Origin of the sequence: Sporosarcina thermotolerans (genome assembly GCF_042658975.1) — a bacterium.
In the GTDB taxonomy this organism is placed as follows: Bacteria; Bacillota; Bacilli; order Bacillales_A; family Planococcaceae; genus Sporosarcina; species Sporosarcina thermotolerans.
In genome coordinates this window covers 534320-560707 of the sequence record NZ_JBHSRM010000013.1, presented here as the reverse complement: position 1 = coordinate 560707, position 26388 = coordinate 534320, and the positions used below count along the sequence as shown (strand labels likewise).

Genomic DNA, 26388 nt, shown 5'->3' with positions numbered 1-26388 from the left:
AAAATAGAATTACCTTTATCTTCAAAATCATGTATAATAATAATTTAGTAATATCTTCTATAGTCGGGGGGATTGCGCTTGAAACAGATGTTAGAGGAACAAGTTGAGTCCAAGCGCACGGAGTTGATCGTGATGGCTAGGCAAAAAGGTTTATCATCGATTGATACCTTAATGATAAGTGAAGAGCTTGATCGTCTAATCAACCAATACAATTCCCTTGAAAATGAAGAGATCTTTTTAAAATAAATAGGGAAATGGGAAAGGGTGGTTTATTTGGTAACAATTAAAGATTTTAGAAAAGAGTTAAACCAGGCTGTAATTGGTAGAGAGAAAGAATTTGATTTGATGTTGATAGCTTTATTGCAAGATGGACATGTATTGCTTGAAAGTGTGCCTGGGTCAGGAAAAACGATGATGGCTAAAAGTTTTGCGAACGCATTTAAAGGTGATTTTAAACGTGTTCAATTCACGCCAGATGTTTTGCCATCAGATGTAACAGGTATTCGTTATTTCAATCCTCAATCACAGGATTTCATACTGAAAGCTGGTCCGGTCTCTTCAAATATTCTATTGGCAGATGAAATAAACCGTGCAACACCGCGTACGCAGTCTAGTTTGCTTGAGTCGATGGAAGAGAAGCAAGTGACGATAGACGGAGAAACGCTTCCATTACCGAAACCGTTCATGGTCATTGCAACGCAAAATCCAATTGAGTCGCAACAAGGGACATTCCCGCTGCCAGCTGCACAATTAGACCGTTTTCTTTTTAAATTGAACATCGATTATCCGACATTTGAAGAGGAACATGAGATTTTAAAGCAGTATGGCCAAAAGCCTGGGGATATTAAAACGCAAACGATTATCGACGCAGAAACTGTTTTGAAATGGGCGGCTGAAGCTCGAAAAGTAAGTGTCCATGAAGATATCGAAAAGTATATATTGAAAATCGTCCGTGCGACAAGGGAGCATCCATTCTTGGAACTTGGTTTGAGTTCTCGTGCGGCTCTCGCAATTCTCCAAGCTACGCGTACAAAGGCCTATCTCGAAGGCAGGGATTATGCAACGCCAGACGACGTTAAGGCAATTGTTGCACCAGTTGCACTGCATCGGATGGAGCTATCGACGGAAGGGGTATTGACAAAGAGTATTGATGAAGTGCTTCAAGAAATAGTTGTTTCCATTCCAACTCCATTAGAGGCTACAGTCTAATGAACTGGATACGTTATGAAAATGGATTTAAGACTATACATCAAGGCATGGCCTTTACTTTCATATTTTTTATCTGGTCCTTCATTTTTTTACAACCGTGGTTGGCTGCAGGCTTTGGTGCGGTTTTTGGTATGCTTGCATTCCAGAACGTTTATTTTGCCAAGGTAGGCAAGGATTTGAAAGTCAACTTCAAGGCAAAACAGAAACGTATTTTGATAGATGGTGAAGAAGAGTTGATCATGGAGTTTGAAAATGGCATCGTTCCGATTTGGAATGGCACGCTTACCCTGTCAATTGAAGATCCCGTTGCGCCGAATACTGATAATCGAAAACATTATAGCGGCATTTACGACTTATCGGTTCCGTTTGCGGTTGGGTCAAATAAGAAGGTTGAAATCCGGATTCCTCTTGAAGGTAAAAAGAGGGGAATGTCGAGGGTCACAAGACTATTGCTGGAAGTACCGCACCTATTTGGTGACGGCTCTGTCAATATGGAACTAGAAGATCCAATTTCCTATCAAAGCTTAGTTTACCCGCGAGTAACGACACTTAGAAGGGAACTGGAATCATCACCATTCAAGCCTGGGGAAGTTGAGCAAAAGACTTCACTGTTTAGAGATACATTGCAGATGATCGGCACCCGTGATTACGTGCCGACAGATCGTTTCGATCAAATCCACTGGACGGCAAGCGCTAAAATGCAAAAACTCCAAACGAAGGAATTCCTTCCGGTCAGCTCACAAAGTGTCGCGCTCATTTTGAATGCAATCGAGAAGGACAGAGGGTATATGGATTTCGAAAAAAAAATCGAAAGGCTCGTTTCATATGCCGATTATTGCATGAAACATAATATTCCTTATTCGGTTTCAATCAATTTGCGTAGCTTTGGATCAACACCTTATTTACAATTGCCAAGCGGTACCGGGAAAATCCAGTTTCAAAAAACGATGGTCATGCTTGCGAAAATATCTGATAAGAATGCAAAAATGTTTTATGAAGAGATGCTGTTAAATATGGAAAGTACTGGACAACTTCCGCAAACGATCGTTTTGATTACGCATGAAAATGAAAAGGTCAGGGCGGTTGCACAAAAGTGGTCGAAACAATACACGGTCATTATGGATACCGCAAGTGAAGGGAGTGGAGAAGAATGGAACAATCCAGTTTTGAAAAAGACCGGAACAGATTCATCCATTCCGAGCGCTTAGTCGTTGAACTATTTCTTTTAGTGTATCTATTCGCCTTCCTACTTGCGAATCCAACTTCCATCATGCCATACATTTGGCTGCTTATCGCAATTGTTGGCGGGATCATCTCTTATGTCCTGTTTACTAAACGTAGTTATTCTTTCGGTCTTAGCCTTGCACTCGCGGTATGCCTGATGGTGCTGTTATGGCTGATTGGGACTCCATTGATGATTCTTTTGGTGTTTTTCGTATTTGTGCTTTGGAGGATTCATGCAAACTTCAATGGCTCGCGAATTAATGGTTGGCCATTTTTTGCTGCAAATTCAGCCGCTTTGGTCTTTTTCTCTTTTGTTTCGAGGGTGTTTTATGTATTCGAAAATCCACAGTTGATCATGCGGCAAATGCTGATCATCTATCTGTGCACATCGTTGCTGTTCTATTTTATACGGATGCTTTCGATTACGGTGAACAGCAGGCAGTTAGGCAACTTCAAAGTGAGAGAAGCTGGAAGGATTTTCGGCGTTATTATGGGGATTGGGACTTCAGCGTTTTTAGTTATTTTATTTGCCCTGAAGCCTGTACGAACAATGTTCATCGAGATTTTCAGTTTTCTTTTCGGTGGCGTGTTTGGGATTTTTGGGAGAGCGTTGGATCCTATACTGGAACCTCAAGTAATCATAGAGGAAAATGTGGAGGAAGAAGTTGAAGGTAGTTGGGACGACTGGACACCATTAGATGATCCATATAAAGTCTTTGGCAACACTTCCTCAATCTTTGAATACACGACATTGGCTGTTGCTTTGGTTATTTTAATCGCCGTCGTAATCATCATCATCATGAAAAAGAAAAACAATCGCTATGTTGAAAAACAGGAAGCCTACACATTTTCGTTCAAAGGGAAGAAAGAGAAAGAAACGAAACATCAAAGCTTGTTGTATGATTATTCTTCCGCAAGGGATGAGGTACGGAAATCTTTTGAACGATTTGAGAAAGAGGCTCAGGACTTTAAATTAAATAGGCTGCACGGTGAGACTGTGAAAGAGTGGTTTTCACGCATGGGCTGGGGGCAGAATGAACAGATTTTAACTGTTTACAATGAGGTCAGATATGGCTCGCATGTCCCTACAGAGAGTGAGCAAACTAATTTTATGCAAGCACTTGATCAAATTAAAAAAAGTTTTTTCGTAAAAGAGGTTTAGAATGTTTTAAAACGGGGGACATTATAATTGAACACAGCAACATTCTCATTTCCCCCTTTTGAGGACGGACCCTTTACAGGATCTGTCCTCCTTTTTTTATGATTTTTGATTATAATGGATATAGACTAAAAATTGGAGGAGTTATGAATGGGGAAAGAGAAAATTGCTTTTATTGGAACCGGAGTTATGGGAAGTAGTATTGTTAAACACCTAAGAAATGCTGAATATGATGTGACAATTTTTACACGTACTAAGGAAAGGGCAGAGTCGGTAATTGCCTTGGGAGCAAAGTGGGCTGAAACAGTTGGACAAGCAGTGAAAGATGCTGACCTTATCTTTACAATGGTTGGCTATCCGGCAGACGTTGAAGAAGTATATTACTCCAAAAATGGAATTTTTGCGAATGCGCAAAATGGAGCAGTTTTAGTTGATATGACGACATCAAGTCCGGAATTAGCAAAAAGAATTGCGGCGGATGGTGAAAATAAGGGACTTCATTCTATAGATGCACCAGTCTCCGGAGGGGATGTCGGTGCCCAAAATGGTACTTTATCGATTATGTGTGGAGGAGATGAGCAGACATTTAAACGATTGCTCCCAATTTTAGAGGTTTTCGGGAAGCAAATTGTTTACCAAGGGGGTGCAGGTGCAGGTCAGCATACAAAAATGTGCAATCAAATTGCCATCGCGACAAATATGATTGGGGTCTGTGAAGCGCTTGCCTATGGAAAGGCCGCTGGATTGGATGCTGACACGATATTGCAATCCATTTCATCTGGCGCCGCGGGATCATGGTCCCTTTCAAATTTAGCTCCACGAATTATAAACGGTGATTTTGAACCAGGATTCTTTGTTAAACATTTCCTGAAGGACATGAATATTGCATTATCTGAAGCTGAACTTATGGGGATATCGCTCCCAGGTCTTGAAATGGCAAGGAATATGTATGATGAACTTATTGGAGAAGGATATGGTGAGAAAGGGACACAGGTTTTATACAAACGATATATCGGCAAGTGAAAAAGGAGGGGAAACCCTCCTTTTTATTTTCCATCCAAGTATGATGAACGAAATGATTGGGTGTTGCTCACTCTCGGTTTTAATCGTTTAGCTGGTCGTTTTGGTGAAACCAATCTTTTCTTTCCGACCGTTATCGGTGGATTTTGTTCATCGATAAAATCTGACAATATTTCTTTCGCGGTTTTCAAATTCATCCGTTCTTGGGGGTTCCGAAATGTTTCGTCTTGGTTGCCTAAATGGGGAAGAGATTTGAAGTCTTCTTTTTCAGGTAAGGTATGAAAGAGGAAGTCACCGCATTTAACTAATACGGTAGAGCTTTGTTTGCTTAATTGGGGATTTTCGATAAAGTGTAAGCCGATTTTTTGTGCATATCCCAAACGAAGCAATTTTCGTATCGAACTGTTTTTCAATTCGTATAGTACTCGATTATTTGGTGCAGTTTTTGCGTGCCGATTCACAGTGTAAATTGCAATGGCGATTTGACGTATGTTGCTCTCAGTTTCCATAGACTCCTCCTATTTATTTTAAAATCTTTCCTCTCTTTATATTTTATCACAAATATTCTCGAAACATTTACAAAATGATTAGGCGAAAGGTACTGAAATTTTAGGAAACTACTATTTTTTTGTCGAATTAAAAGGTATACTTGTAAAATAACGTCGAAAAAAGTACTGCATGAGAGCATAAAACTATTTTACATTCAAGACATGCATGGAGGCGGCCATGAAGAATAAAACAGTGGAAATTGAAGCTCAACTTGAACCAGCAACGGATACATACTTTTACAATCATCCATTCGACATGACCGTCCTAATCGGGTCGGGCATAGAAAATGAATGGAAGGTGATCCTCGCTAATAATAAAGCAAGCCACTTTTTCAAGGAGGAAGAAGGGGTCCTTGCATCGGCTTTTTTTGGATCTATTTGGAAAACGATTAAAAAGCATCTAAAAGCGTTAAAGGTTCGACCGTATACACAAGCGTTTTTAACCATCAAAACAGATGATAAGGATAAGCTTTTTGAGTTGAGATTATTTCGACAAGAAACCAAAGAATTCGAGCAAACTATATTTATCGAATTAAGTGCCCAAGATGAATTAATGTCAGAACAAAAAGTTAGGTGGCTATACGAGCAAAAGTATATGTCAGTCATTGATCATAATTTAGATCCGATTATTACAGTTAATCGGAAAAACCGGATTACATATGCAAATAGCGCGGTTCATAAATCTTTTGGGTATCGTTCAAAAGAATTGACGGGCAGATCCATTGTGGATTTAATTGGAGACGAAAGGGTCGACGATTTTAGGAGTTTCCTATCGCGTGCGTTCTCTGGTGAGTCAATCGAAATGGAAGGAATAACTTTTTTTCATAAAAAAGGACAGTATCTGTCAGCTTATTTGAAAACCATCCCCGTTTCAATACAAGGGGAAATACAGGAAATCCATTTTATATTAAGGGATACTTCTACACATTTTAAAAATAACGAAAAGCTATTATTCCTATCTTATCATGACCAATTAACGGGATTGTGGAACAGAAGGGCCTTGAAAGAACATTTTGAGGGTGATGCTGAATACGCATACCGCAGTGAAGAAAAAATATCGTTCATTCATTTGGATTTGGATCGTTTCAAGACCATCAACGATTCGATTGGAAGAACAGGTGCCGATGAAATCCTAAAAATGATTGCTGAACGGATCAAAGTTGTATGTCCGAAGGCAGGCAAGCTCTATCGGAATGGCGGGGACGAATTTATCATCCTTTTGCGCGATCATTCCATCGAAAAAACGGAAGACCTATCTAAACGAATATTAAGCGATTTTACAAAGCCGTTCTATTTCGACCATCAAGAATATTTCATTTCCTCTTCTATCGGTATTTCAGTTTACCCCGACGATGGGGTGATACTTGAAGATCTTCTAAAAAAAGCGGAGCAGGCTGTATTTTTCGTCAAAGAACGTGGGAGAGCACATTACAGGTTTTATAAAGAAGAGATGAACACATCCTTTACGGATGCTGCAATAATGGAATCCCATCTCCGTAGAGCGATAGAGTTCAATGAACTTGAAATTCATTATCAACCGCAAGTGAATTTAAAAACTGGACAAATTGACAGCTTCGAGGCATTGCTAAGGTGGAATAATCGTAAATTCGGTTTCGTCTCACCATCGCTATTCATACCGATGGCGGAAGAATCAGGACTCATTCATACAATAGGGGATTGGGTACTGGAAACTGTTTGTAAACAACTGAAGGAATGGCAGGACAAGCAATTCCGGAAAGTGCGGATTGCAGTAAATATCTCACCAAAACAATTCAGCACAGGTGAATTTGCGAATAAAGCAAAAGATATGATTGATAAGTATGGTATACATGCGTCCTCATTCGAAGTTGAAATAACTGAAACTGTACTTATGAATATAAAAGATACACTTTTCACTTTGCAAAAGCTGAAGGAGATTGGCGTAACGATTTCAATAGATGATTTCGGTACTGGATATTCATCACTTAGTTACTTGAAATTGTATCCGATTGATATCATTAAGATCGACCGATCGTTTATTAAGGATATTGAAGTGGATGAAAAAAATGCTGCGATTGCCAAGACGATTATTAATCTTGCGCATAATCTTGGGATGCAAGTGATTGCTGAAGGAGTAGAGAAGGATTTACAGGTTAAAATCCTAACAGAGGCCGACTGCCATAAAGCGCAGGGGTTTTTATTCAGCAAGGCTATACCTGCTTCACAAATTGTTGAAAAGTATTTTTCATGGATGTGAAAGAAAATGCCTTAAACAGTTGCTCTCCGTTCCAGGCGGACGCTTTCCGCGGGCGAGGCTGAGCCTCCTCAGTCGCGAAAAGCGCGCTCCTTGCGGGGTCTCAGTTGTCTCGCTTTTCCCGCAGGAAAATCCGTAACGAACGAAGAACGGCTTTTGCGAACAAAAGCGAAGCGTTGAGAGCATATCTTTGAACTTCGCCGCCTTCCACTTCAAGCAACGGAGAGTTTTATAAATGGGGAAGGTTCAACAATCTAGTAAAGGAAGAGGAGAACAATAAAAACCACAAATAAAGTTTTAATTACAATTTGTTTTCTTTTTATTTTATCTTTAACTGCCTGTAAGCAAATTGAGCAATCAAATGAGGATATAAAAAGTGAGCAAGAAGGCATATCTTATTCATTTAAAAACCCAAATACAGGGCAGGAATTTAATATAATCTATGCCTACTTGTTATATGGGTATTTTTTTGATGCAGTCAAAGATAATCCAGATCAAACACTCTATAGATTATATCAACAGGAAATAATACAACCTGTATATGAAGCATGCTTCAAAGATGCTGAACATTTTAACATGGATTCTGCCACTGTATTGGAATGGACACCAAAAGAAAGTGATTTTGACAGTATTAAAAATCAAATTGAAAAAATGAATAAAGATTATTTAAATGAGATATTTGAGGAATCACTTGTTAAGTCCTCAGACATACTCCCATCAGATAAAACAACTACAGTATGTGTGTTTCCTGAAAATGAAAGGTATCCTTCTCAAATGGTGACAAGCGGGTCAGGGAAAGTTACAGTCTTTTACAGTAGGCTTGATAATACTTATAAACCAGGTATGGCCCATGAATACCATCATAGTGTTTGGATTGGAAAACATCATACGGAAAATTATAATTTGACAGGATTAGATTATTTAATACTGGAAGGGCAAGCAGTAATGTTTGAAACCTTGGTGTATCCCAATTTAAACAGTACCCATTATTATGTTGACGAAGGCTTTAACAAAGAAAATTGGAGCAAGATTGAGCCATATCTTAATAGTATCCCTACCAATGAAATCATTGCTGAAATGATGTTTGGTGGCACTAATAATCTCCCACATAATTATGGCTATAGCGAAGGATACAAAATGGTTCGATCTTATTTAAATATGCATCCTGATATGACAGTAGGAGAATGGACTTCAAAAAGTTCGGAGGAAATTTTTGAAGAAGGAAACTACATGGCTAACTATCTCAACTAAAGTGAACATGTATTTCTTTAACCCCAAATAGCCTCAATTAATTATGTAATTAATAAATTGATTAATAAGCATTCTCTTAGTTGATTGGAGCGGAGGGCGGCGACTCCGGGAGGATTAGCGAGAGCCGTAACGAAGAACGGCTTTTGCGAGTGAAGCGTAGCGAAAGGAGCACATCTTTGCTCTGACAGGTGAAACACCCTGTGAGCGTAGCGAGCGGTGTGGTTCACCGCCCGCCCTGCGGAAAGCGTCCGCCTGAAACGGAAATCAACGGTTGACAGATTACTCTCGGAAACTATGGAAAGTTATGCTATAATTTTGAATGAATACTCATTCACTTTTAAGGGGGATTGTTATGTTTACTGAAAAGGTGTTTATTGTAACTGGTGGATCGAACGGTATGGGGAAGTACATGGCAAAGAAATTTGCTGATGAAGGTGCCGATGTAATTATCACCGGGCGCGACCTCGATCGGCTAAATGCCGCAAAAGGGGAAATTGGGGAAAGAGCGCATATTTATCAAATGGACGTGCGCAATATTGAAAATGTACAAGGTTTAGTCGAATTCGCAGACGAGAAATTCGGGAAAATTGATGGCCTCGTGAATAACGCTGCCGGTAATTTCATTGTCAAAGCGGAGGAACTTTCTCCGAATGGATGGAATGCGGTCATTGATATTGTTTTAAATGGGACATTCTACTGTACAAGTGCAGTCGGGAATTATTGGATTAAAAAAGGGCAGAAAGGTTCCATTCTTAATATGCTGGCGACCTACGCATGGGATGCTGGTCCGGGAATTGTCCATTCGGCTGCGGCAAAGGCTGGCGTCATGTCGTTGACACGCACACTTGCTGTTGAGTGGGGAAGAAGCTACGGGTTCAGAATAAATGGAATTGCTCCAGGCCCAATTGAACGAACTGGCGGTGCAGAACGTCTGTTCCAATCGGAAAAAGCAGTTCAACGAACGATCAATTCAGTACCGCTTGGAAGAGTGGGTAAACCAGAAGAAATTGCTGAATTAGCTGCCTTCATCATGTCAGACAAAGCAGCATATATGAACGGCGAAATCGTAACATTAGACGGCGGTCAATGGTTGAACCAGTATCCTTTCTAAAGTGAAAACACTAACTGAACAAGTATTATATCGCTTAACTAACACATCCTAAATGAAAATTGTGTTAGGGAGGATGTTTTTAGATGGTAATTTGGGTTATTCCATTGGCAATCGTGTTTTTTATTATTGGGGCTATTGGATGGAAAGCTGTAAGAAGCTGGAATACCGGTGTTGTTCTGAATGAAAATGATCATGATGTTTCAGATGCGATTGAAGATCATCCGATGTCTCTGAACCCTATCATTTGGGTGATCGCTGTGGCAACGTTATTTATTCTATTCGTAATTTTCTTTTACTGGGCCTCTTCCATATAGGAAGGGGTTTTCTTTTTTGCTGCTGAAACTTGTCCAGCTCCGGGCGCTAACTGCTTGGGTCATAAGTCAGCTTCGCTGCACGTCAAAAGACTCCGTTTAGCTATCTGTCTTATGCCTGTCGCAGTTAGGCGAGCGCCCTGCGCATTTATTTTGAATTCGATGGGATGTTAACTGCTCTTATGGTATGATAGTGTTGTAGAATTGTTTTAAAGCTTGTGAACAGAAGGAGCGATATTTCAATGATTTCTCTAAATAACAGGGATTTTCTATTCGTACCGATTGCCGATTATATAATTCCTGCCGAAAAAGTGGCACATGTTCAAATCGGCAATAATGCGGAACACGCCCTTCTCGTCCTTACGAAAACCGGTTATTCTGCAATACCTGTCATCGATTCAAAAAATCACCTAAAAGGACTCCTTGGAATTGGGATGATTACAGATTCCATTTTAGGGTTGGAACGAATCGAATATGAAAAGCTTGCAGACTTGAAGGTGGACCAAATCATGCAAACGGATATTCCGAACATAAAAACTACTGACAAGTTCCAAAAGGGCTTGGACCTGCTTATTAATCATACTTTTCTTTGTGTAACTGAAGAGGACGGTACTTTTGCGGGTATACTGACGAGAAGAGTTATGCTGAAAGAATTTAAGAAATACATTTACAAGAATTAATGCTCAATGGTTCGCCGTTGAAGAGGAAGGCTCCAATTGGGGCCTTTTGTTATTTGTATCGATGTGAGAAGGAGAATTATTATGAATATACATAAAAAGACAAATCGACCATTCGTTTTGATCTCAGTGATGCTTGCCATGTTCGTTGGTGCGGTAGAAGCGACAATCGTTTCAACGGCAATGCCTGCAATTGCTGCAGAACTTGGTGGCTTTTCGAGATATAGTTGGATATTTTCATCCTATTTGTTGATGAGTACTGTCACTGTTCTTATATATGGAAAGTTGGCGGACTTGTTTGGTCGTAAACCAATATTCTTTATTGGAATGTCTATCTTTCTTATAGGTTCTATCCTTTGTGGCTTTGCATACACGATGGAACAGTTAATCGTCTATAGATTGATCCAAGGGTTAGGAGCAGGCGCAGTCATGCCAATCGCAACTACGATTGTTGGGGATATCTATTCGACTAAGGAAAGGGCGAAAATCCAAGGTTACCTATCAAGTGTATGGGGCGTTTCTGCAGTTTCAGGCCCAGTCATTGGTGGTTTGATTGTCCAGTATATGGACTGGAAATATGTTTTCTGGGTGAATGTACCACTTGGTCTTTTGGCGATGGCGGGAGTATTTTTCTTTCTTCAAGAACCTGTAATTGAACGGAAGGTTGCCATTGATTTTAAAGGGGCAGCACTTTTAGCCACTTCTTTATCAATCATCCTATTTTGGCTTGTTGAAGGCGGGCAAGCATTCGATAGGACATCCTTATTAAGTCTTTTCTTAGTTGTTTTCGGGATTGGATTGTTTACATTATTCATCTGGACGGAGCGAAGGGCCGCGGATCCTATGATGCCATTTGCTATTTGGAAAAATCCTGTGATTCTTTACGCAAATCTTGTTTCGTTAACGACAGGTGGCATAATGATTGGCGTTTCCTCTTATTTACCGACATTCGTGACAGGTGTAATGGAACAGCCTGCAATTATCGCTGGGTTTACATTGACAGCGATGTCGATAGGATGGCCAATTGCCTCTTCTGTTGCAGGACATCTTCTTATAAGATTCGGGACTTTTAAGGTTTCATTCGCCGGAGGGTTATCATTAATTATCGGAGGAATGTTATTCGTATTAATGACTGGTGGGTCGGGCCCTTTATGGGCAGCATTCTCAAGCTTTTTTATTGGTGTAGGTATGGGTTTGACAAGTACAGCCTTCATTGTAACTATTCAAGGAGCTGTTAGCCGGGAACACCGCGGTTCTGCGACTGCGGCTAACATGTTCATGCGTAATTTTGGGAATACGATAGGAGCCGCAATTTTCGGAGCCGTACTTAATGGATCATTACTTACGATCTTCAAAAAGAAGGAACTTGACTATGAAGTAAATGACATTAATCTTCTTTTGACGGAAGAAGCGAGGTCAACACTGCCAGTTTTCAAAATGGAAGAATTGCAACATGCACTTGATGGGTCTTTACAATGGGTATATATCGCCGTTCTTGTTTTTGCAGTAATAAGTATGCTACTTATTTTACGGATTCCGCGGGGGGTGGTTCAATATGACGACAACTGAACTTGAAATTATCAAGACTTTGGCTGAAGAGGGAAATATGCGGAAGGCTGCAGAACGGTTATTTCTATCGCAGCCTGCACTTTCTCAACGGCTTCAGACAATTGAGAAAGAATGGGGGACATTGCTTTTCATCCGCTCCCAAAAAGGATTGGAACCTACTCCAGCTGGTGAACTTGTTATTTCGTTCGCAAAGGAAACAATTCTTAAAAAAGAGGAAACTGCGGAAATGATTGCTTCATTGGCGGATAAAGTGCATGGAACCTTGAAAATTGCCTGCGCTTCTATTGTTGGCCAAACATGGCTGCCTCAAGTATTGAAAGAGTTTGTTGGTACGTATCCTGATGCAAAAATTTCTTTGATGACTGGTTGGAGTTCGGAAATTGTAAAAGCACTTTATGACGGGGAAGCGCATATTGGAATTGTACGTGGACAAGTCGATTGGAAAAGTAAAAAAGAATATTTATTCAGGGATCGCCTGTATCTTGTCGATCAAGAAATCACATCAATTGACGAGTTGAAAAATACAAGCAGGCCATTCATCCAGTTTAAAAGCGATTCAAATTATTATATGGAAATCCAGCGATGGTGGCAGCGCCATTTCACGCAAAACCCTGGAAGACAAATTACCGTGGACCAAATCGAGACGTGTAAACAGCTTGCGCTTAATGGAATCGGTTATGCGATCTTACCTTCCATAACGTTAACGGGGAATGAGGATGTCAATAGGATACCGCTTTTGAATAGTGAGGAAGAATTTGAACTGACAAGAGATACATGGCTGATCGGCTATGAATCTTCGTTTGCATTGAAACAAGTGGATGCGTTTACTCAAGTTGTAAATAAATATGCTGGAAGATTAAGAAAGGAATCAGAATAGAAGGGAACTTTCCTCTATTCTCTACGTACTAATTAGGAAAGGTCAAAGTTAGATGGCGTTTGACGAAGGGGGATTTACTTATGTGGAAGAGGCAAATAGGAATTATTTTAACACTAATGGCATTATGCCTGTTTTTACCAACCATTCATGCAATGGCAGCTCCTGAGCTTAAAGTAAAGGTGTCTGCCGGGTTTGACGGAAAGGCAAAGTATGGTAAAGGGGCACCCATTACGATTGAAATCGAAAATAGTGGAACATCGTCGTTTAATGGTGATTTAATCATCGATACACAGCAATCATATGAATCAGGAGTCGGTGAAGTTTTTCCGCTAAATATAGGGGCTGGGGAAACGAAAACAGTCACTTTCATTAATTCTAAGATGTTCGATTTCAATATGTATGGTATGAACACTAAGTCAATCTTCTTTTATGAAGGTGGCTGGAAACAAGGGAAAGAGATAGCCCATAAAGGTTCTCAGCAAATAACGGTTGCTATGTATCACGAAGATACAAAAATCATAACTGCATTTACGGATAATATCGATCGTCTGTCCGCTTTAAAAGGAATGCGCTTAACCAATTATCCTAACGTGCAGATGATTGATGCTTCCAAGATAGCCTCCGTTAAACTACCAGATGAATCTGCCGGATGGGGACCAACTGATACGATTATCATTGATGAATACCCGATTGCTGACATGACTACTGCTGAACAGGAAGCGTTACTAAACTGGGTTCGTTCAGGTGGGGTCATCATTTTCGGAGGTTCAGATCATCTAACTGTAGAGTCTGGTGTTTTTGCAGATTATTTGCCGCTTACACAAACTACTAGTACAACAATCGGTCCTGAAGCATTCATTATTTGGACTGGAATCGAAGGCTTTGATAAGGAAGTTACTATTGCGCAGTCAGAATTGAATGCCGATGCCAAAGTGATTTATGCAGACGGTCCTCATATTTTGGCGGCATCGAAGCCACTTGGTAAGGGAATGGTAGTTCAAACCTCTTTTTCATTGGGAGATGAACCCTTTTCAAAAATGCATGGGGCACATACTGTGTGGAAAAAACTACTTGACACTGTTGATCAATCAATGATGACAGGTGGTATGATGCCATATTACAACGATCCGGTTGAATCATTACGTTGGACCATTGGAAATTCGAATGAGCTCTTTCCATCATTCAAAGTGTCCGCCCCACTTCTATTTGGAGTAATTCTGATCTACATTGTCATCATCATTCCGATTTTATATCTTGTATTGAAACGTAAAGACAAAAGGGAGCACGCATGGTGGATTATTCCCGCGATATCGGTTGCCGTTTCCGTGTTCATCTTTGCATATGGTGCACGAGATCGTATCGGCCAGGCTCAAATACAGCAGACTTCCGTCTTTGATGTGAGCGGGGATGGAACATTGACTGGTTATTTTGTTGAATCCATTTTGACAAACAAAGCAGGGGATTTTGTTTTCTCAGTACCCCTCGAGACGACTTTATCAACGTATACGCCATATTCGATGGGTTCCATTTTCGGACCTTCGCGAATGAGCACCAATTCACATAAGCGGGCTATCCTTGAAAAAGACGCAACAGGCTCTAAATTATCTTTAAGAGATATTGGTTACTGGGATGTTGCTTCCGTGTATGGTCAAACGACGCTGGATCTAAAAGGAAATTACGATGTGAAACTTACCGTGAAGGATAAACAGCTTACTGGTGAAATAACGAATAATTTCCCTTTCCCTTTAAAAGATGTTGCTATTTGGTCAGGAAATAAGCAAATCGAAATTGGTGATTTAGGACCGGGCGAAACGTTAAAAGTGAATGAAACTTTGACTACTTCCACATTATTGCCTAAACGTTCAGTCAGCAATGTGTATTCGGGCCAAATGCCGGTGAACACAGATGAATTAATGGAAATGAGAAAACGTGGACTAATGTCGTTTTCAGGTGATTTTATCAATAGTCAATCCAAACCAGCAATCATTGGTTATGCGGATACACAACTAATACCTGTAAAGCTTGAGAAGATAAAAGCGACTACCGACGCACTGACAATGATTACACAGCCATTTACACCTAAAATTGAATTCAGTGATTCCTTCACGATGGATGCCGAAATGATGGAGATGAAACTTCTTTCGGAGAAATATAATATGGAGCCTCATCTAACGGGCTATCCGGGTAATATGTACTATTTCGATGAGGAAAGTTATGTCCAAACATGGAAGATTCCTGAGGAGTACATGGGGAATGGATTCCACTGGAAGTCAGCAGATATATCCAAAATTCAACACCAATTATATAATTTGAGCATTTTTAATCAAACCACACAGCAATTCGAGCAATTAAAGTCTGAACGGAAGCAAACCATCGATTCAATCCGGCCTTACTTGTCTGAAAATGGTGAATTGAAATTCCACCTTGAATTTACAGGTGGGCAACGTGGAATTGAAGCACAAGCTCCCGAAATCAAGTTGCATGGCGAGGTGAAGAAATGATAGAAATTAAAGGGCTGACAAAGAAATATGGGCAATTTACCGCGCTTGATAATTTGGATTTAACGCTCGATGAGGGAACGGTATTCGGATTTGTCGGTGCGAATGGTGCCGGTAAATCAACGACATTTTTAATCCTTTCCACATTGCTTCAACCAACTTCAGGAGAAGTATTCATCAATGGCATCAGCGTTCGTGAAAAGCCATCAGAAATCCGAAAACTGATTGGCTATATGCCAGATTTCTTCGGTGTATACGATCAGCTAAAGGCTGATGAATATTTGGACTTTTATGGAGCCAGCTACGGTATTCCTGATGAGGAAAGGAAGATACTTATACCGCAGTTGTTGGAGTTAGTAAATCTAACTCATAAAAGAAATTCTTATGTTGATTTGCTTTCGAGGGGGATGAAGCAGAGACTATGCTTGGCTCGTAGCTTGATACACGATCCTAAGGTGCTTATTTTGGATGAACCTGCTTCTGGACTTGATCCAAGGGCACGGGTTGAAATGCGTGATATTCTAAAAACGTTAAAAGGTATGGGAAAGACAATCTTAATCTCCTCTCATATTCTGCCTGAACTTGCGGAGATGTGTGATGAAATTGGTGTTATTGACAATGGGAAACTGATTGCACATGGATCCGTTGCTGAAATACAGAAAAAATTGCAAGGAGAAAAAGTAATTACAGTTCGACTTATCTCTAAAACTTATGAAGTAATTTCCTTTTTTGAGGAACAGCCATATGTTACATCAATTGAAAGGCTTGATAGTGGAGATGGCATTTCCTTCACGTATAGGGGAAGCGAAGAGGAGCAGATTGGCATGCTGAAAAAGGCGATGTTAGAAGATTTGCCGATTGTTTCATTCATGGAACATGTAACAAACCTTGAAGATGTCTTTATGGAAATAACGAAAGGAGCCGCCGACTAATATGAATTTTAATAATCCGGTTCTTTTTAAGGAATTGAAACTTAGATTCCGATCATTCAAAGGCTTCAATGGGATATTATTCTTTCTGTTAGCTATGTGCATATTTGTTTTCGGTTATATATTCCTCACTGTTAACATGACGGGCACATCCTATTTCAGACCAAGTCAAAGTTTTGTCCTATTTGCCTTTCTATCCTATATCCAACTTGGGCTTGTGTTATTCACAGCCCCAGGGCTAACGGCTGGATCAATCAGTTCGGAAAGGGAAAAACAGACATTGCCAATTCTTTTGACAACTTCTCAAAGCTCGTTTCAAATAATTTCAGGGAAAATGCTTTCGTCCGTAGCTTTCCTACTCTTACTAATCGTTGCGGGACTTCCTGTTTATAGCTTGGTATTCTTGTTTGGCGGTATTTCCCCAATGGATTTTGTAAAGGTTTTTTTCTTCCTATTCGTAACGTTGTTAGCAATTGGAAGTATCGGGGTCATGTTCTCTACATTAATTCGCAGAACAATTGTATCAATGATTGCAACATATGGATCAATGCTTTTCTTATCGGTAGTAACTGGTTTCCTATTCATTATTGTAATGCAAATGAAAGCTTTCAATAATATGGGGACCATTACCTCACCTTCTTATTTAGGTCAGTTTTTGGCATCCATTAATCCTGGGGTGCTGTTTGCATCATTTTTATCACCCGATTTGAATAGCTCCATTAGCGAATTAACGAAAATCGACTTCCCGATTTGGGCCGGTTATTTAATATTTTATGGATTGATTACCGTGACGGCGTTTTTTATATCGGTGAAAAGATTACGTGTCAATATGAAAAGATTAAAATGAGGGGGTGTAACAGATGGAAGGGAAAATAGCGTTACAGCGATATGTCAAAAAGGCGTTAAGATCATTACGTCTCGAACGATCGGTCTATAAGTTGCAAACTGGATTGTTTCTGTCCGCTTTGCTGTTCACACTAATCCTTTCCGCTTCCAGACTGTTCATACTGCCGCATTACTTATTGATAGCCATTTGGATTGCTTGCCTAACAATTGGAGTTACGATTGTCGCTTTATTACTAAAAAATGTTCGGCGTGAAGAGGCCATCTGGAGGCTGGATAAATATTTACCTGATAATTTATTAGTGACGGCATTGGATGATCGTATCCAACAATCGAGCTTTGCTGAGTCAATCACTCAAAATGCGAAGAAAAGTATGAACTCTGCGTATCTAGAATTTAAGAAACGTGAAAAGAAGTTTGTAAATGGCAAGATGTTAGTTGGTTTTCTGATCCTTCTTACAGCATCTATATTGTTGGTGATGTTTCCTTCTAATGCACAGCAGGAAGCGACTGCTGTTGCCAAGGAGAAAGAGATCATTGAAGAATTAAAGAAAGAAATTCAAGAGTTAGCCAAAAAGGAAAAAAACCCTGAACTTAAGAAGGATCTTGAAGACTTAACTGAGAAATTAAAAGCCATGGAAACAACTGAAGAGACTTTGCGAGAATTAGTGAAGAAACAAAAAGAGTTCAAGTTGAAGGAACAGAGATTAGCCGAAAAGAAAAATAACGATGGCGAAGGATTAAGTGAATCTGAAGAGGATGAACTCGACAAACTTAGGCCGTTAGTCGACCAGCTCGCTCAGCAAGCAGGAAAGTCACAAAGCGCATTAAATAAAATCGGCAAAGCCCCTTCTTTACCAGCATTAGCTAACGCCGGGAACCAGCCGTTGGGCAGTGGCCAATCTAACACCAATACAAATGGAAAAACCGGCTCAGGCCAATCCCAAGTTGGTTCTGGAGGCCAAGGTCAAGGTCAAGGCGAAGGTCAAGGCGAAGGTCAAGACGAAGGTCAAGGCGAGGGTCAGGGCGAGGGTCAGGGCGAAGGTCAAGGCGAAGGTCAAGGCGAGGGTCAGGGCGAAGGTCAAGGCCAAGGTCAAGGTCAAGGGCAAGGGCAAGGGCAAGGGCAAGGCCAAGGTCAGGGTCAAGGTCAAGGTCAAGGTCAAGGCCAAGGTCAAGGTCAAGGTCAAGGCCAAGGTCAGGGCCCGGGTGCTGGAACGGGAACAGGTGGCCGGAATATGCTTTCGATTCCAAACGATCGTATAGGTGGCTACAATGATCCAACAGTAATTGGCGGTGAACTTGGAGAAGGTGAGTTTATCGAAGAGAATGAACGTGACGGTCTTGTCGAAAGAGGAAACCTTAAGCCATACCGCGAAGTAGTGGGCAGTTACAAAGATGCATACTTGAAAGGTTCGGATAAGTTAAAGTTACCTGCTGACTTGCAAAGAATTCTTTCTGATTACTTTTCATCAATTGAATGAGAAATGAATGGGAGATGTACACATGTCGTTTTCGTCGGAACAATTTGAAGAAATGAGCAAGAAACTTGCTGATGTACGTGCAGAAATAGGCAAATTCATAGTTGGACAACAGGAAGCAGTCGAATTTTCCTTGTACTCCATTTTGTCTGATGGGCATGCTTTGTTGGAAGGGCTACCTGGACTTGGGAAAACCATGCTTATCAGAACTATTTCGGAAGTCTTGGACCTTTCCTTCTCTCGAATCCAATTCACACCGGATCTAATGCCGGCAGATATAACGGGAACCAGTATTCTTGAACGCAGTGAGGATGGCGTACAACGATTTGTTTTCAAGGAAGGACCCATCTTCAGCCAAATGGTACTTGCGGATGAGATAAACCGTGCCACACCGAAGACACAGAGTGCTCTTCTTGAAGCAATGGGTGAGAAAACCGTAACAGTGCTTGGTGAAACTAGAAAGATGGCCAAACCGTTTTTTGTCTTGGCTACTCAAAACCCGATTGAAATGGAAGGTACCTATCCATTGCCTGAAGCTCAAATGGACCGGTTCTTATGTAAAGTTTTATTGCCATATCCTTCTAAGGAAGAATTGAAGGAAATAATGTTAAGAACAACCGGTCCTGAGTCTATTGCCATACGAAAAGTCATGAATACTGAAACAATCGTAGAAGCACAAGAAATGGCGAAAGCGGTTGTCATTGCTGATGATATGATTGACTACGCAGTCGATCTTGTTTCAGCAACCCATCATAAATCGGGATCGGAAGATGAATGGAATCAGTACGTTCAGTATGGCAGTGGCCCTCGTGGGTTGCAGTCCATCATACGTCTTGCGAAAGCAAGAGCGCTTATGGCGGGGCGTGTTCATGTATCAATTGCAGATATTAAAACAGTTGCAAAACCAGCATTACGGCACCGTATCCTCATCAATTATGAAGGGGAAGCGGAAGGGATTGATGTCGACAAGCTTATCGATAAACTATTGGAGGAAGTACGTCAAGGGGCTTCAATCCAATGAAGGTAGAGCTATTTCCCGATAGATTGGCCAAACGGTTGGGTGCTTTGTCCATTTCGACGAAATCGAGACGCCTTGGTCATCATAAAGGTGCGCATCGTTCAACTAAGACGGGTTCTTCCCTCGATTTTTCGGATTTCCGAGAATATCATCCCGGCGACGATTTACGGCATATCGACTGGAATGTATTTGCGCGTACGGATAAACCCTTCATTAAGCAGTTTTTAGATGAACAGGAGATGCGGGTACATATCTTACTCGATTCCACAAAGTCCATGGGTACAGATGGTAAATGGGATTTTGCACGCCAAATTGCAATTGGATTCGGCCATATTGCTTTAAAAAGCGGTGATACTGTTTCGTTTTCTACCTGGAGCACGGATGAAAGCTTCTTTTTTCGGAAAAAAGGTGCATTACATCGTGCTAATTTATCAAAATTCATTTCCAAAATTGAAACCCCATCATCCAATATGGATTTTGCTGATCAAGCCTTAAAACATATACCGAAGGCATTGACTGTACTATTAATTATTACCGACGGTTTGGAACAGCTTGAGAAATGGGAGAAGTTATGCAAGAGATTACCCGGTATTTGTAGGGATGTCCGTATAGTGACCGTACACTCTTCATCGGAAGAGCTTCCTGCATTTGAAGGCGATGTCAGGCTAGTGGATATCGAGAATGAATCGGTTATTGAAGTTTCAATGACTAAAAGAATCGTTGAAGACTATACCGAGAAAAAAAGAAAACATGAAAACGAACTAACCGCATTGGCGAATAAGTACGGAATTGGATTATTACGTTCAGAGGTTTCTGAAGGTGTCATGGATCTATTCACGAAAAAAATGCGCCAAGTTGGTTGGTTACAGTGATAGGGGGCGGCTAAGTGGGGTTCGATCAGTTAAGTAATATGTGGACTGCGGTTTTTCCGTTGGCCGTCCTTCTTTATTATTTCTTCAGGAAAAAGTATGTCACCACAACAATTTCATCTACATTATTCTGGGAGAACTCAATGCGTGAGACGAAGGTGTCTCCTTATTTGAAAAATTTACAGCGTAATGCGTTATTCTATTTACAAATGGCGGCATTATTACTTTTGCTTTTTATATTACTTGCACCTTTTTTACCGAAGGAAACTGTTATGGACAGTCATACTGTTTTCGTCGTGGATACATCTGCAAGCATGGGTGTAACCGATGGTGATCTTTCATTGTTTGAAAGAAATAAAGAAAAAATGATAAACCTCGCTGAAGAGCGTGCTGGTAACGCAATATCAATCATTACCACCGGAAAAGAACCGTCTTTGTTATTGCGGAAAGAGACTGATACACGCGCAGTTTTGGCAGCAATTGATAAATTAGGTGTGCAATATGAACATGAACATATGGCACGCTCAATCGACTTCGCAAAGTCAATTGCTTTGCAGGATGGTGCGGATGTCCATATTTTCACCGATTTTTTAGATAGGTCGGTATTCGTGGAAAGTGTAAGTGGAATCACCTGGACAGTACATAACAATGAAAGTCCATCCGTTAATATCGCCATTGAAAAGTTCGGTGCCGTATCTACCGTGGATGGAACCGAGGCCATTATTAAGCTGTCGAATCAATCTAAATCTAAACAATCTGGAAAGGTGATCATTAAGAATGAATTGACAGATGAATCATTATCGGAACAGGAATTTTCCGTCAATGAGGAAGCTGATATTCTTCTTTCATTTAAAGGTTTACCGTTACTCTCTGCCGTTAGTGCTGTTCTTCAAGTACAAGATGATTATCAAACTGATAACGAGGCCTTCGTCATGATTGGCAACGAATCGTCTGAGGTAATTGTAGATAGCCAATTGCATGAACTTGTAAAGAAAGCATTTGAAGCAATCGGATTAACCGTAACGACGGGCTCCGTTAAGAAAAATGCGATGGCAAGGGATCAGGCAATGCTTGTGACAAATGATCCGTCATTTCTTCTTGAGGGATCGGACCCGATTCTTTTACTTGGCAGAAACGATTCGTCAACTGAGCCGGTTTCAGGGGTGGTGGATAGTGTCAACGACTCCTTGTTTACCATTGCATCGATTAATGATATATACGTGAGTGCAGTATACCCTCCGTTTGAGGGGTATACGACATTGGCGTCAATAGATGGAAAGCCTTTTATACAGCGTTCGCAGCGAGGCGATATTATCGTCTTATCAGATATTGCGTTGACCGATTGGCCATTACATCCCTCATTTCCGCTATTTATATGGAGTACTGCAGAAACGCTTAGGTCGGCTAATGAGAATGTAGGGACTTTTACTCCAAATGAAAGGAAAGCCGTCCTAACAAGTGGAGGATCGGACGGAATCGAAATTTTTACAATCGAAGACAAATACGTTGTTAGCTACCCGAATGGCAGAAGTTTTGTAGCACCCTCAGTACCAGGGGTTTATAAAATGATAGATGGCGGAACGGAGAAATATTTATCAGTTCAATTGGAACCGAACGAAAAAGTTGTTTCCAGTGGAATGAGTTATCGTATAGGCTTCGTTGAAGTTGATAGTAGTGGGAAAGAAGAAGGCAAAAGTATGATTGGATGGCTATTTTTATTGCCTGTCCTCCTTCTTTTATTGATTGAGTGGGAGGTGCAAAGACGTCGTGGATATCCGAATTGAGGAGCCGCTATGGCTAGTGTTGCTTATCCCTGTAGCGCTTTATATGGTGTACACTTGGAAGGCTTCGAAAATGCGGTTCTTTGGAAAAGGAACCATTCTTTATGCGCTAAGGAGCCTGACAATTTTTTGTATCGTATTTGCACTTACTTTCCCTTATATTATGTTGCCGGATAATGAGGAACAGATTTTATTTGTCGTGGATAGATCCGTATCAGTCGAAGATGCAGGACCATCAGCTGAAAAATGGATTACGGACAGCTTAAAGTTCCGCCGTGCAAATCAATCAGTAGGGATCTATTCATTTGCCGGTACCTTTCGAACCGATTTTCAATTATCCGATGGGGAAGCAAAGCTGCCAAAATTGGAGCCGATTGAATCAAGTAATAATACGAACATCGCGAATGCAATAGATTTGTCCGCAGCAGTGGCAAAATCGAATTTAGCTACAAGGATTGTTCTTTTATCCGACGGGTTAGAGACGGAAGGGTCTATGGAGGAACTATTGCCAAAGTACGAGAATAGCCGAGTTCAAATCGATACGGTTGTCTTAAACAGGGCAAATAGAACAGATGCATCTATCTCGCTATTCGAAACCCCACGAACTGCATATGAAGGGGAAAAACAATTACTGCAGCTGGAAGTAGAATCGTCTTCCCAGAAATCTGGTCAGTTACTTATCTATCGAAACGATGAAGAAATAATTAATGAACTTGTCTCACTTGATGAAGGTGGAAACATGTTTTCATTCCATGTAGAGGCAAGGGGAACTGGACTTCTGAAATACGAGGCAAAACTGATTGTCCCTGATGATGGATTACTGGAAAACAACCGAATGCTATCCGTTACGATGTTGGAGCAATCCCCAAGGGTTCTCATCGTTCAAACGGAGCGTAATCCATCTGTTATCCCAACACTTCTTGACCAAAATGCCATGGAAGTTGAAGTTGTGAATGCCGAACAGTTACCAGAGAATTTATCAGGGTTTTTGGGCTATGGTGCGATTCTTTTCGATAATGTCCCAGGTCATCTTGTTGGTGAACATAAAATGGCAGTAATCGAACAGGCAGTCAAGAGCTTCGGTACAGGCTTCATGATGGTGGGCGGAGATGAAAGCTATGGATTAGGTGGTTATTTCAAATCCCCAATCGAGCGTTTATTGCCTGTGGAAATGGAAGTGAAAGGAAAAGAACAGCTTCCTTCACTTGGACTTGTCATCGCTATGGACCGTTCGGGAAGTATGTCCGGCTCGAAAATTGTGATTGCTAGGGAAGCTGCCGCAAGGGCAGTGGAATTGCTGCGGAATGATGATACATTTGGTTTCACTGCATTTGACCATGAAATATGGGAAGTGATTCCCGTTGGACCCTTAGGGAATAAGCAAGAGACGATCGATAAAATTCTATCGATTCCCGCCGCTGGTGGTACAGATATTTTCCCTTCTGTCGAGAAAGGTTACGAAGATTTAGCCGATTTAAAGCTCCAACGAAAACATATTATCCTTTTGACAGATGGGCAGTCAGGTATGCCTCCTGATTATGAAGATATTATTTCAGAGGGGAAAAATAACAATGTTACATTATCAACCGTTGCAATCGGAACGGATGCAGATAGTGTCTTATTAGAAGAATTAGCTGAAATTGGCGGGGGAAGATTTTATGATGCGGTGGATGAGTCAACAATTCCCGCAATATTAACGCGGGAGACATCGATGCTAACCCGAACGTATATTGAAGACGATCCGTTCTACGCAACATTCAGCAATGTTCCGGAGTGGACATCGATTTTCAAGGACGGGGTACCACAAATGAATGCTTATATTGCAACAACTCCAAAGGGATCCTCGACTATTGTTGCGGAAAGTCCTAAAGAAGACCCTGTCATTGCGGAGTGGATGTATGGTTTAGGTCGTACGATTGCTTTCACTTCAGATTCGACAGGAAAGTGGTCAGGGGATCTTGCAAGATGGGGAGGCTATTCCGATTTTTGGAATACGGCTGTTTCACGACTTCTGCCGTCGTATGAAGACGTCCCTTATCTCATTACCCATGATCGTGGCGGTACGTATACAGTAACAGACAGTTCCCGTAAGGCTGCATTCCTCGATATTGCCATTATAGATGAAAAAGGAAATGAGGTACCTTTCCAGTCTGAACCTTTGGCTCCCGGGAAAGTAAGAGTTACCTTGCAAGCAGATCCGGGACTTGTCTTTTTCGGTGTTTCGGATGATAAAGGCGGTTTGTTTGAAGCGGGTGTGTCAGTCCCTTACAGTGAGGAATACAAGCCATCAGAGCCGAATGTTGCGTTACTGGAAAAAATCGCTGAGCGTACAGGCGGAGAATATCATGAAGATCCTGAAAAAGTATTCAGGTCACATCCGTTTAAGAGTGGGAATCAAAAGCCTATCGCAAATTGGTTGATCATGGCTGCGATGATCTTATTTTTTATTGATATTACATTACGCCGTTTTGGCATGTTCTCGGGACTCATGGCAAAAATCGAGAAAAAACCTGTAACGGAAAGTAACCCCGCCGTTGCAGAAGACCATGTATCTGAACTTTTGAAAGCGAAAAAGAAAAGATAAGAAAAACCTCATCTTCAGATTCGAAGATGAGGTTTTTATGTTGTCCGTGTTGATGCAAGAAGTGTTTTGTTTTTATTGGCCCAAAAGCCAGTAATTCCAAAACAAATTAATAATATTGCTGTACCAACCAAGTAAGGCAAAGCGATATTGAAATCGAAAATAGAACCGGCAAGTGCGGGACCGACCATATTGCCTAAACTCATATAGGCATTCATCATCCCTGCTGCAAAGCCTTGTTCTTCTCCAGCAAGCTTTGATACGAGTGTGTTCACGGCTGGACGTAGTAGGGAAGTAGCTGTTGAGAATACTGTCGCAACTAAAAGAATCGTCCAAAATAGATCAACAAGTAAAACTGCCGACATAGAAAATGCAGCGACAATCAAGTTGACTAATATAACGCGCATTTCACCGTACCGTTTAAACAGCGGGTTAATAACAAAAGTTTGTACAATGACGCCGACAAATCCCCCGACAGTGATAAGGATTGCGATTTGAGAAGGAGTATATCCGTATTTCTGGTCAACATATAGTGAAATTGTCGCCTGATAGTTTGCAAGTCCGAAGGAAAAAACGAACATGACAATCAACATTATGAAGTAAGGTGTTTTCGTTGACCGATACAATTGTTCAATCAGATTTTCTTTCCGACTCTGAAGCTTTTCAACTGAGATGGATGGCGCGGGATTCGGCAAGATGAAAATAGATAATATTGCTGCAAACACTGCAGCTCCTGCTGCAAAATAAAAAGGAAACAGAAGACTAATCTTCGAAAGAAAACCGCCAATACCCGGTCCAATCATAAAGCCCAATGACATTGACGCTCCAAGGAGACCCATTCCTCTCCCACGTCGCTCCAAAGTCGTTATATCGGCAACGAATGCCATCATTGGTGGCACGATGAATGCGGCCCCGAGACCCGAGAAGAATCGAGCTGCGAAAAGCATCCATAAATGAGTCGACATACTGAACGCAAGCTGCGCTAAGCCGTATATTATTAATCCGAAAATAATAATTTTCTTTCTGCCATGTCGGTCGGATAAACTTCCGGAGATAGGAGAAAAAATGAACTGTGCAAAGGAAAATATTGCAATCAGGAACCCAAGCACTTGCCCGGCAGCTCCGAATGTTCCAAGGAACTTCGGCATGATAGGAATAATTAGGCCAATGCCAGCCATGGCGATAAACATATTGAACATCAG

22 protein-coding genes are annotated in these 26388 nt (G+C 41.0%); 20 read left to right on the top strand and 2 right to left on the bottom strand.

Going from position 1 to position 26388, the window contains the following annotated elements:
* Positions 1–87: 87 nt before the first annotated feature.
* From ACFPZG_RS10650 to ACFPZG_RS10630, 5 genes are all read left to right on the top strand, one after another.
* Positions 88–246 carry an aspartyl-phosphate phosphatase Spo0E family protein gene (locus ACFPZG_RS10650; RefSeq protein ID WP_283734615.1) on the top strand — a complete coding sequence of 53 codons (159 nt, stop codon included), beginning with the start codon at positions 88–90 and terminating at the stop codon, positions 244–246.
* Between the two features lie 27 nt (positions 247–273).
* The gene (locus tag ACFPZG_RS10645) at positions 274–1209 is read left to right on the top strand and encodes an AAA family ATPase (protein ID WP_283731580.1); all 936 of its coding nucleotides are present in this window, start codon (positions 274–276) and stop codon (positions 1207–1209) included.
* Positions 1209–2417, top strand: coding sequence for a DUF58 domain-containing protein (locus ACFPZG_RS10640; protein ID WP_317940176.1), 1209 nt, complete (start codon positions 1209–1211; stop codon positions 2415–2417). The genes ACFPZG_RS10645 and ACFPZG_RS10640 overlap by 1 nt, the downstream gene beginning before the upstream one ends.
* Positions 2360–3595: a hypothetical protein gene (locus ACFPZG_RS10635; RefSeq protein ID WP_317940175.1), complete on the top strand. Its 1236-nt coding sequence runs from the start codon at positions 2360–2362 to the stop codon at positions 3593–3595. Before ACFPZG_RS10640 ends, ACFPZG_RS10635 begins: the two co-directional genes overlap by 58 nt.
* A gap of 147 nt (positions 3596–3742) precedes the next feature.
* Positions 3743–4615: an NAD(P)-dependent oxidoreductase gene (locus ACFPZG_RS10630; RefSeq protein WP_283731584.1), complete on the top strand. Its 873-nt coding sequence runs from the start codon at positions 3743–3745 to the stop codon at positions 4613–4615.
* A gap of 23 nt (positions 4616–4638) precedes the next feature.
* Here the strand turns inward: ACFPZG_RS10630 and ACFPZG_RS10625 are convergent, their stop codons facing one another.
* A complete protein-coding gene (locus tag ACFPZG_RS10625; protein ID WP_317940174.1) occupies positions 4639–5121 on the bottom strand; it encodes a YkyB family protein in 483 nt (160 codons plus the stop codon).
* Between the two features lie 217 nt (positions 5122–5338).
* On the opposite strand from ACFPZG_RS10625, the gene ACFPZG_RS10620 reads away from it, so the two are divergent.
* The 15 genes from ACFPZG_RS10620 to ACFPZG_RS10550 all read left to right on the top strand — a co-directional run bounded on the left by ACFPZG_RS10620 (position 5339) and on the right by ACFPZG_RS10550 (position 25189).
* Entirely contained in the window at positions 5339–7396 is a 2058-nt protein-coding gene (locus ACFPZG_RS10620) for a putative bifunctional diguanylate cyclase/phosphodiesterase (protein ID WP_317940173.1), read from the top strand.
* Positions 7397–7843: 447 nt separating this feature from the next.
* Positions 7844–8644: a DUF2268 domain-containing putative Zn-dependent protease gene (locus tag ACFPZG_RS10615; protein WP_283731588.1), complete on the top strand. Its 801-nt coding sequence runs from the start codon at positions 7844–7846 to the stop codon at positions 8642–8644.
* A 352-nt stretch (positions 8645–8996) separates the two neighbouring features.
* Complete coding sequence (fadH, locus tag ACFPZG_RS10610; protein WP_283731589.1) at positions 8997–9755, top strand: 2,4-dienoyl-CoA reductase; 759 nt, start codon at positions 8997–8999, stop codon at positions 9753–9755.
* A gap of 83 nt (positions 9756–9838) precedes the next feature.
* Positions 9839–10069, top strand: coding sequence for a hypothetical protein (locus ACFPZG_RS10605; RefSeq protein WP_283731590.1), 231 nt, complete (start codon positions 9839–9841; stop codon positions 10067–10069).
* Positions 10070–10308: 239 nt separating this feature from the next.
* Entirely contained in the window at positions 10309–10746 is a 438-nt protein-coding gene (gene cbpB / locus ACFPZG_RS10600) for a cyclic-di-AMP-binding protein CbpB (protein WP_283731591.1), read from the top strand.
* 81 nt (positions 10747–10827) lie between these two features.
* Positions 10828–12312: an MDR family MFS transporter gene (locus ACFPZG_RS10595; protein WP_283731592.1), complete on the top strand. Its 1485-nt coding sequence runs from the start codon at positions 10828–10830 to the stop codon at positions 12310–12312.
* Positions 12299–13189 carry a LysR family transcriptional regulator gene (locus ACFPZG_RS10590; RefSeq protein WP_283731593.1) on the top strand — a complete coding sequence of 297 codons (891 nt, stop codon included), beginning with the start codon at positions 12299–12301 and terminating at the stop codon, positions 13187–13189. The genes ACFPZG_RS10595 and ACFPZG_RS10590 overlap by 14 nt, the downstream gene beginning before the upstream one ends.
* 80 nt (positions 13190–13269) lie before the next feature.
* Positions 13270–15690, top strand: a complete 2421-nt coding sequence (locus ACFPZG_RS10585; protein WP_317940172.1) for a hypothetical protein — start codon at positions 13270–13272, stop codon at positions 15688–15690.
* Positions 15687–16619, top strand: coding sequence for an ABC transporter ATP-binding protein (locus ACFPZG_RS10580; protein ID WP_283731595.1), 933 nt, complete (start codon positions 15687–15689; stop codon positions 16617–16619). The genes ACFPZG_RS10585 and ACFPZG_RS10580 overlap by 4 nt, the downstream gene beginning before the upstream one ends.
* A 1-nt stretch (position 16620) precedes the next feature.
* Positions 16621–17463 carry an ABC transporter permease gene (locus ACFPZG_RS10575; protein ID WP_317940171.1) on the top strand — a complete coding sequence of 281 codons (843 nt, stop codon included), beginning with the start codon at positions 16621–16623 and terminating at the stop codon, positions 17461–17463.
* 13 nt (positions 17464–17476) lie between these two features.
* The gene (locus ACFPZG_RS10570; RefSeq protein WP_283731596.1) at positions 17477–18940 is read left to right on the top strand and encodes a hypothetical protein; all 1464 of its coding nucleotides are present in this window, start codon (positions 17477–17479) and stop codon (positions 18938–18940) included.
* A gap of 22 nt (positions 18941–18962) precedes the next feature.
* The gene (locus ACFPZG_RS10565) at positions 18963–19958 is read left to right on the top strand and encodes an AAA family ATPase (protein ID WP_283731597.1); all 996 of its coding nucleotides are present in this window, start codon (positions 18963–18965) and stop codon (positions 19956–19958) included.
* On the top strand, positions 19955–20827 hold the full coding sequence (locus ACFPZG_RS10560; RefSeq protein ID WP_283731598.1) for a DUF58 domain-containing protein: 873 nt from the start codon (positions 19955–19957) through the stop codon (positions 20825–20827). The genes ACFPZG_RS10565 and ACFPZG_RS10560 overlap by 4 nt, the downstream gene beginning before the upstream one ends.
* 14 nt (positions 20828–20841) lie before the next feature.
* Positions 20842–22608, top strand: a complete 1767-nt coding sequence (locus tag ACFPZG_RS10555; RefSeq protein WP_317940170.1) for a vWA domain-containing protein — start codon at positions 20842–20844, stop codon at positions 22606–22608.
* Positions 22592–25189 carry a VWA domain-containing protein gene (locus tag ACFPZG_RS10550; RefSeq protein ID WP_317940169.1) on the top strand — a complete coding sequence of 866 codons (2598 nt, stop codon included), beginning with the start codon at positions 22592–22594 and terminating at the stop codon, positions 25187–25189. Before ACFPZG_RS10555 ends, ACFPZG_RS10550 begins: the two co-directional genes overlap by 17 nt.
* Before the next feature lie 35 nt (positions 25190–25224).
* Here the strand turns inward: ACFPZG_RS10550 and ACFPZG_RS10545 are convergent, their stop codons facing one another.
* Positions 25225–26385 carry an MFS transporter gene (locus ACFPZG_RS10545; protein WP_381427205.1) on the bottom strand — a complete coding sequence of 387 codons (1161 nt, stop codon included), beginning with the start codon at positions 26383–26385 and terminating at the stop codon, positions 25225–25227.
* Positions 26386–26388: the final 3 nt, after the last annotated feature.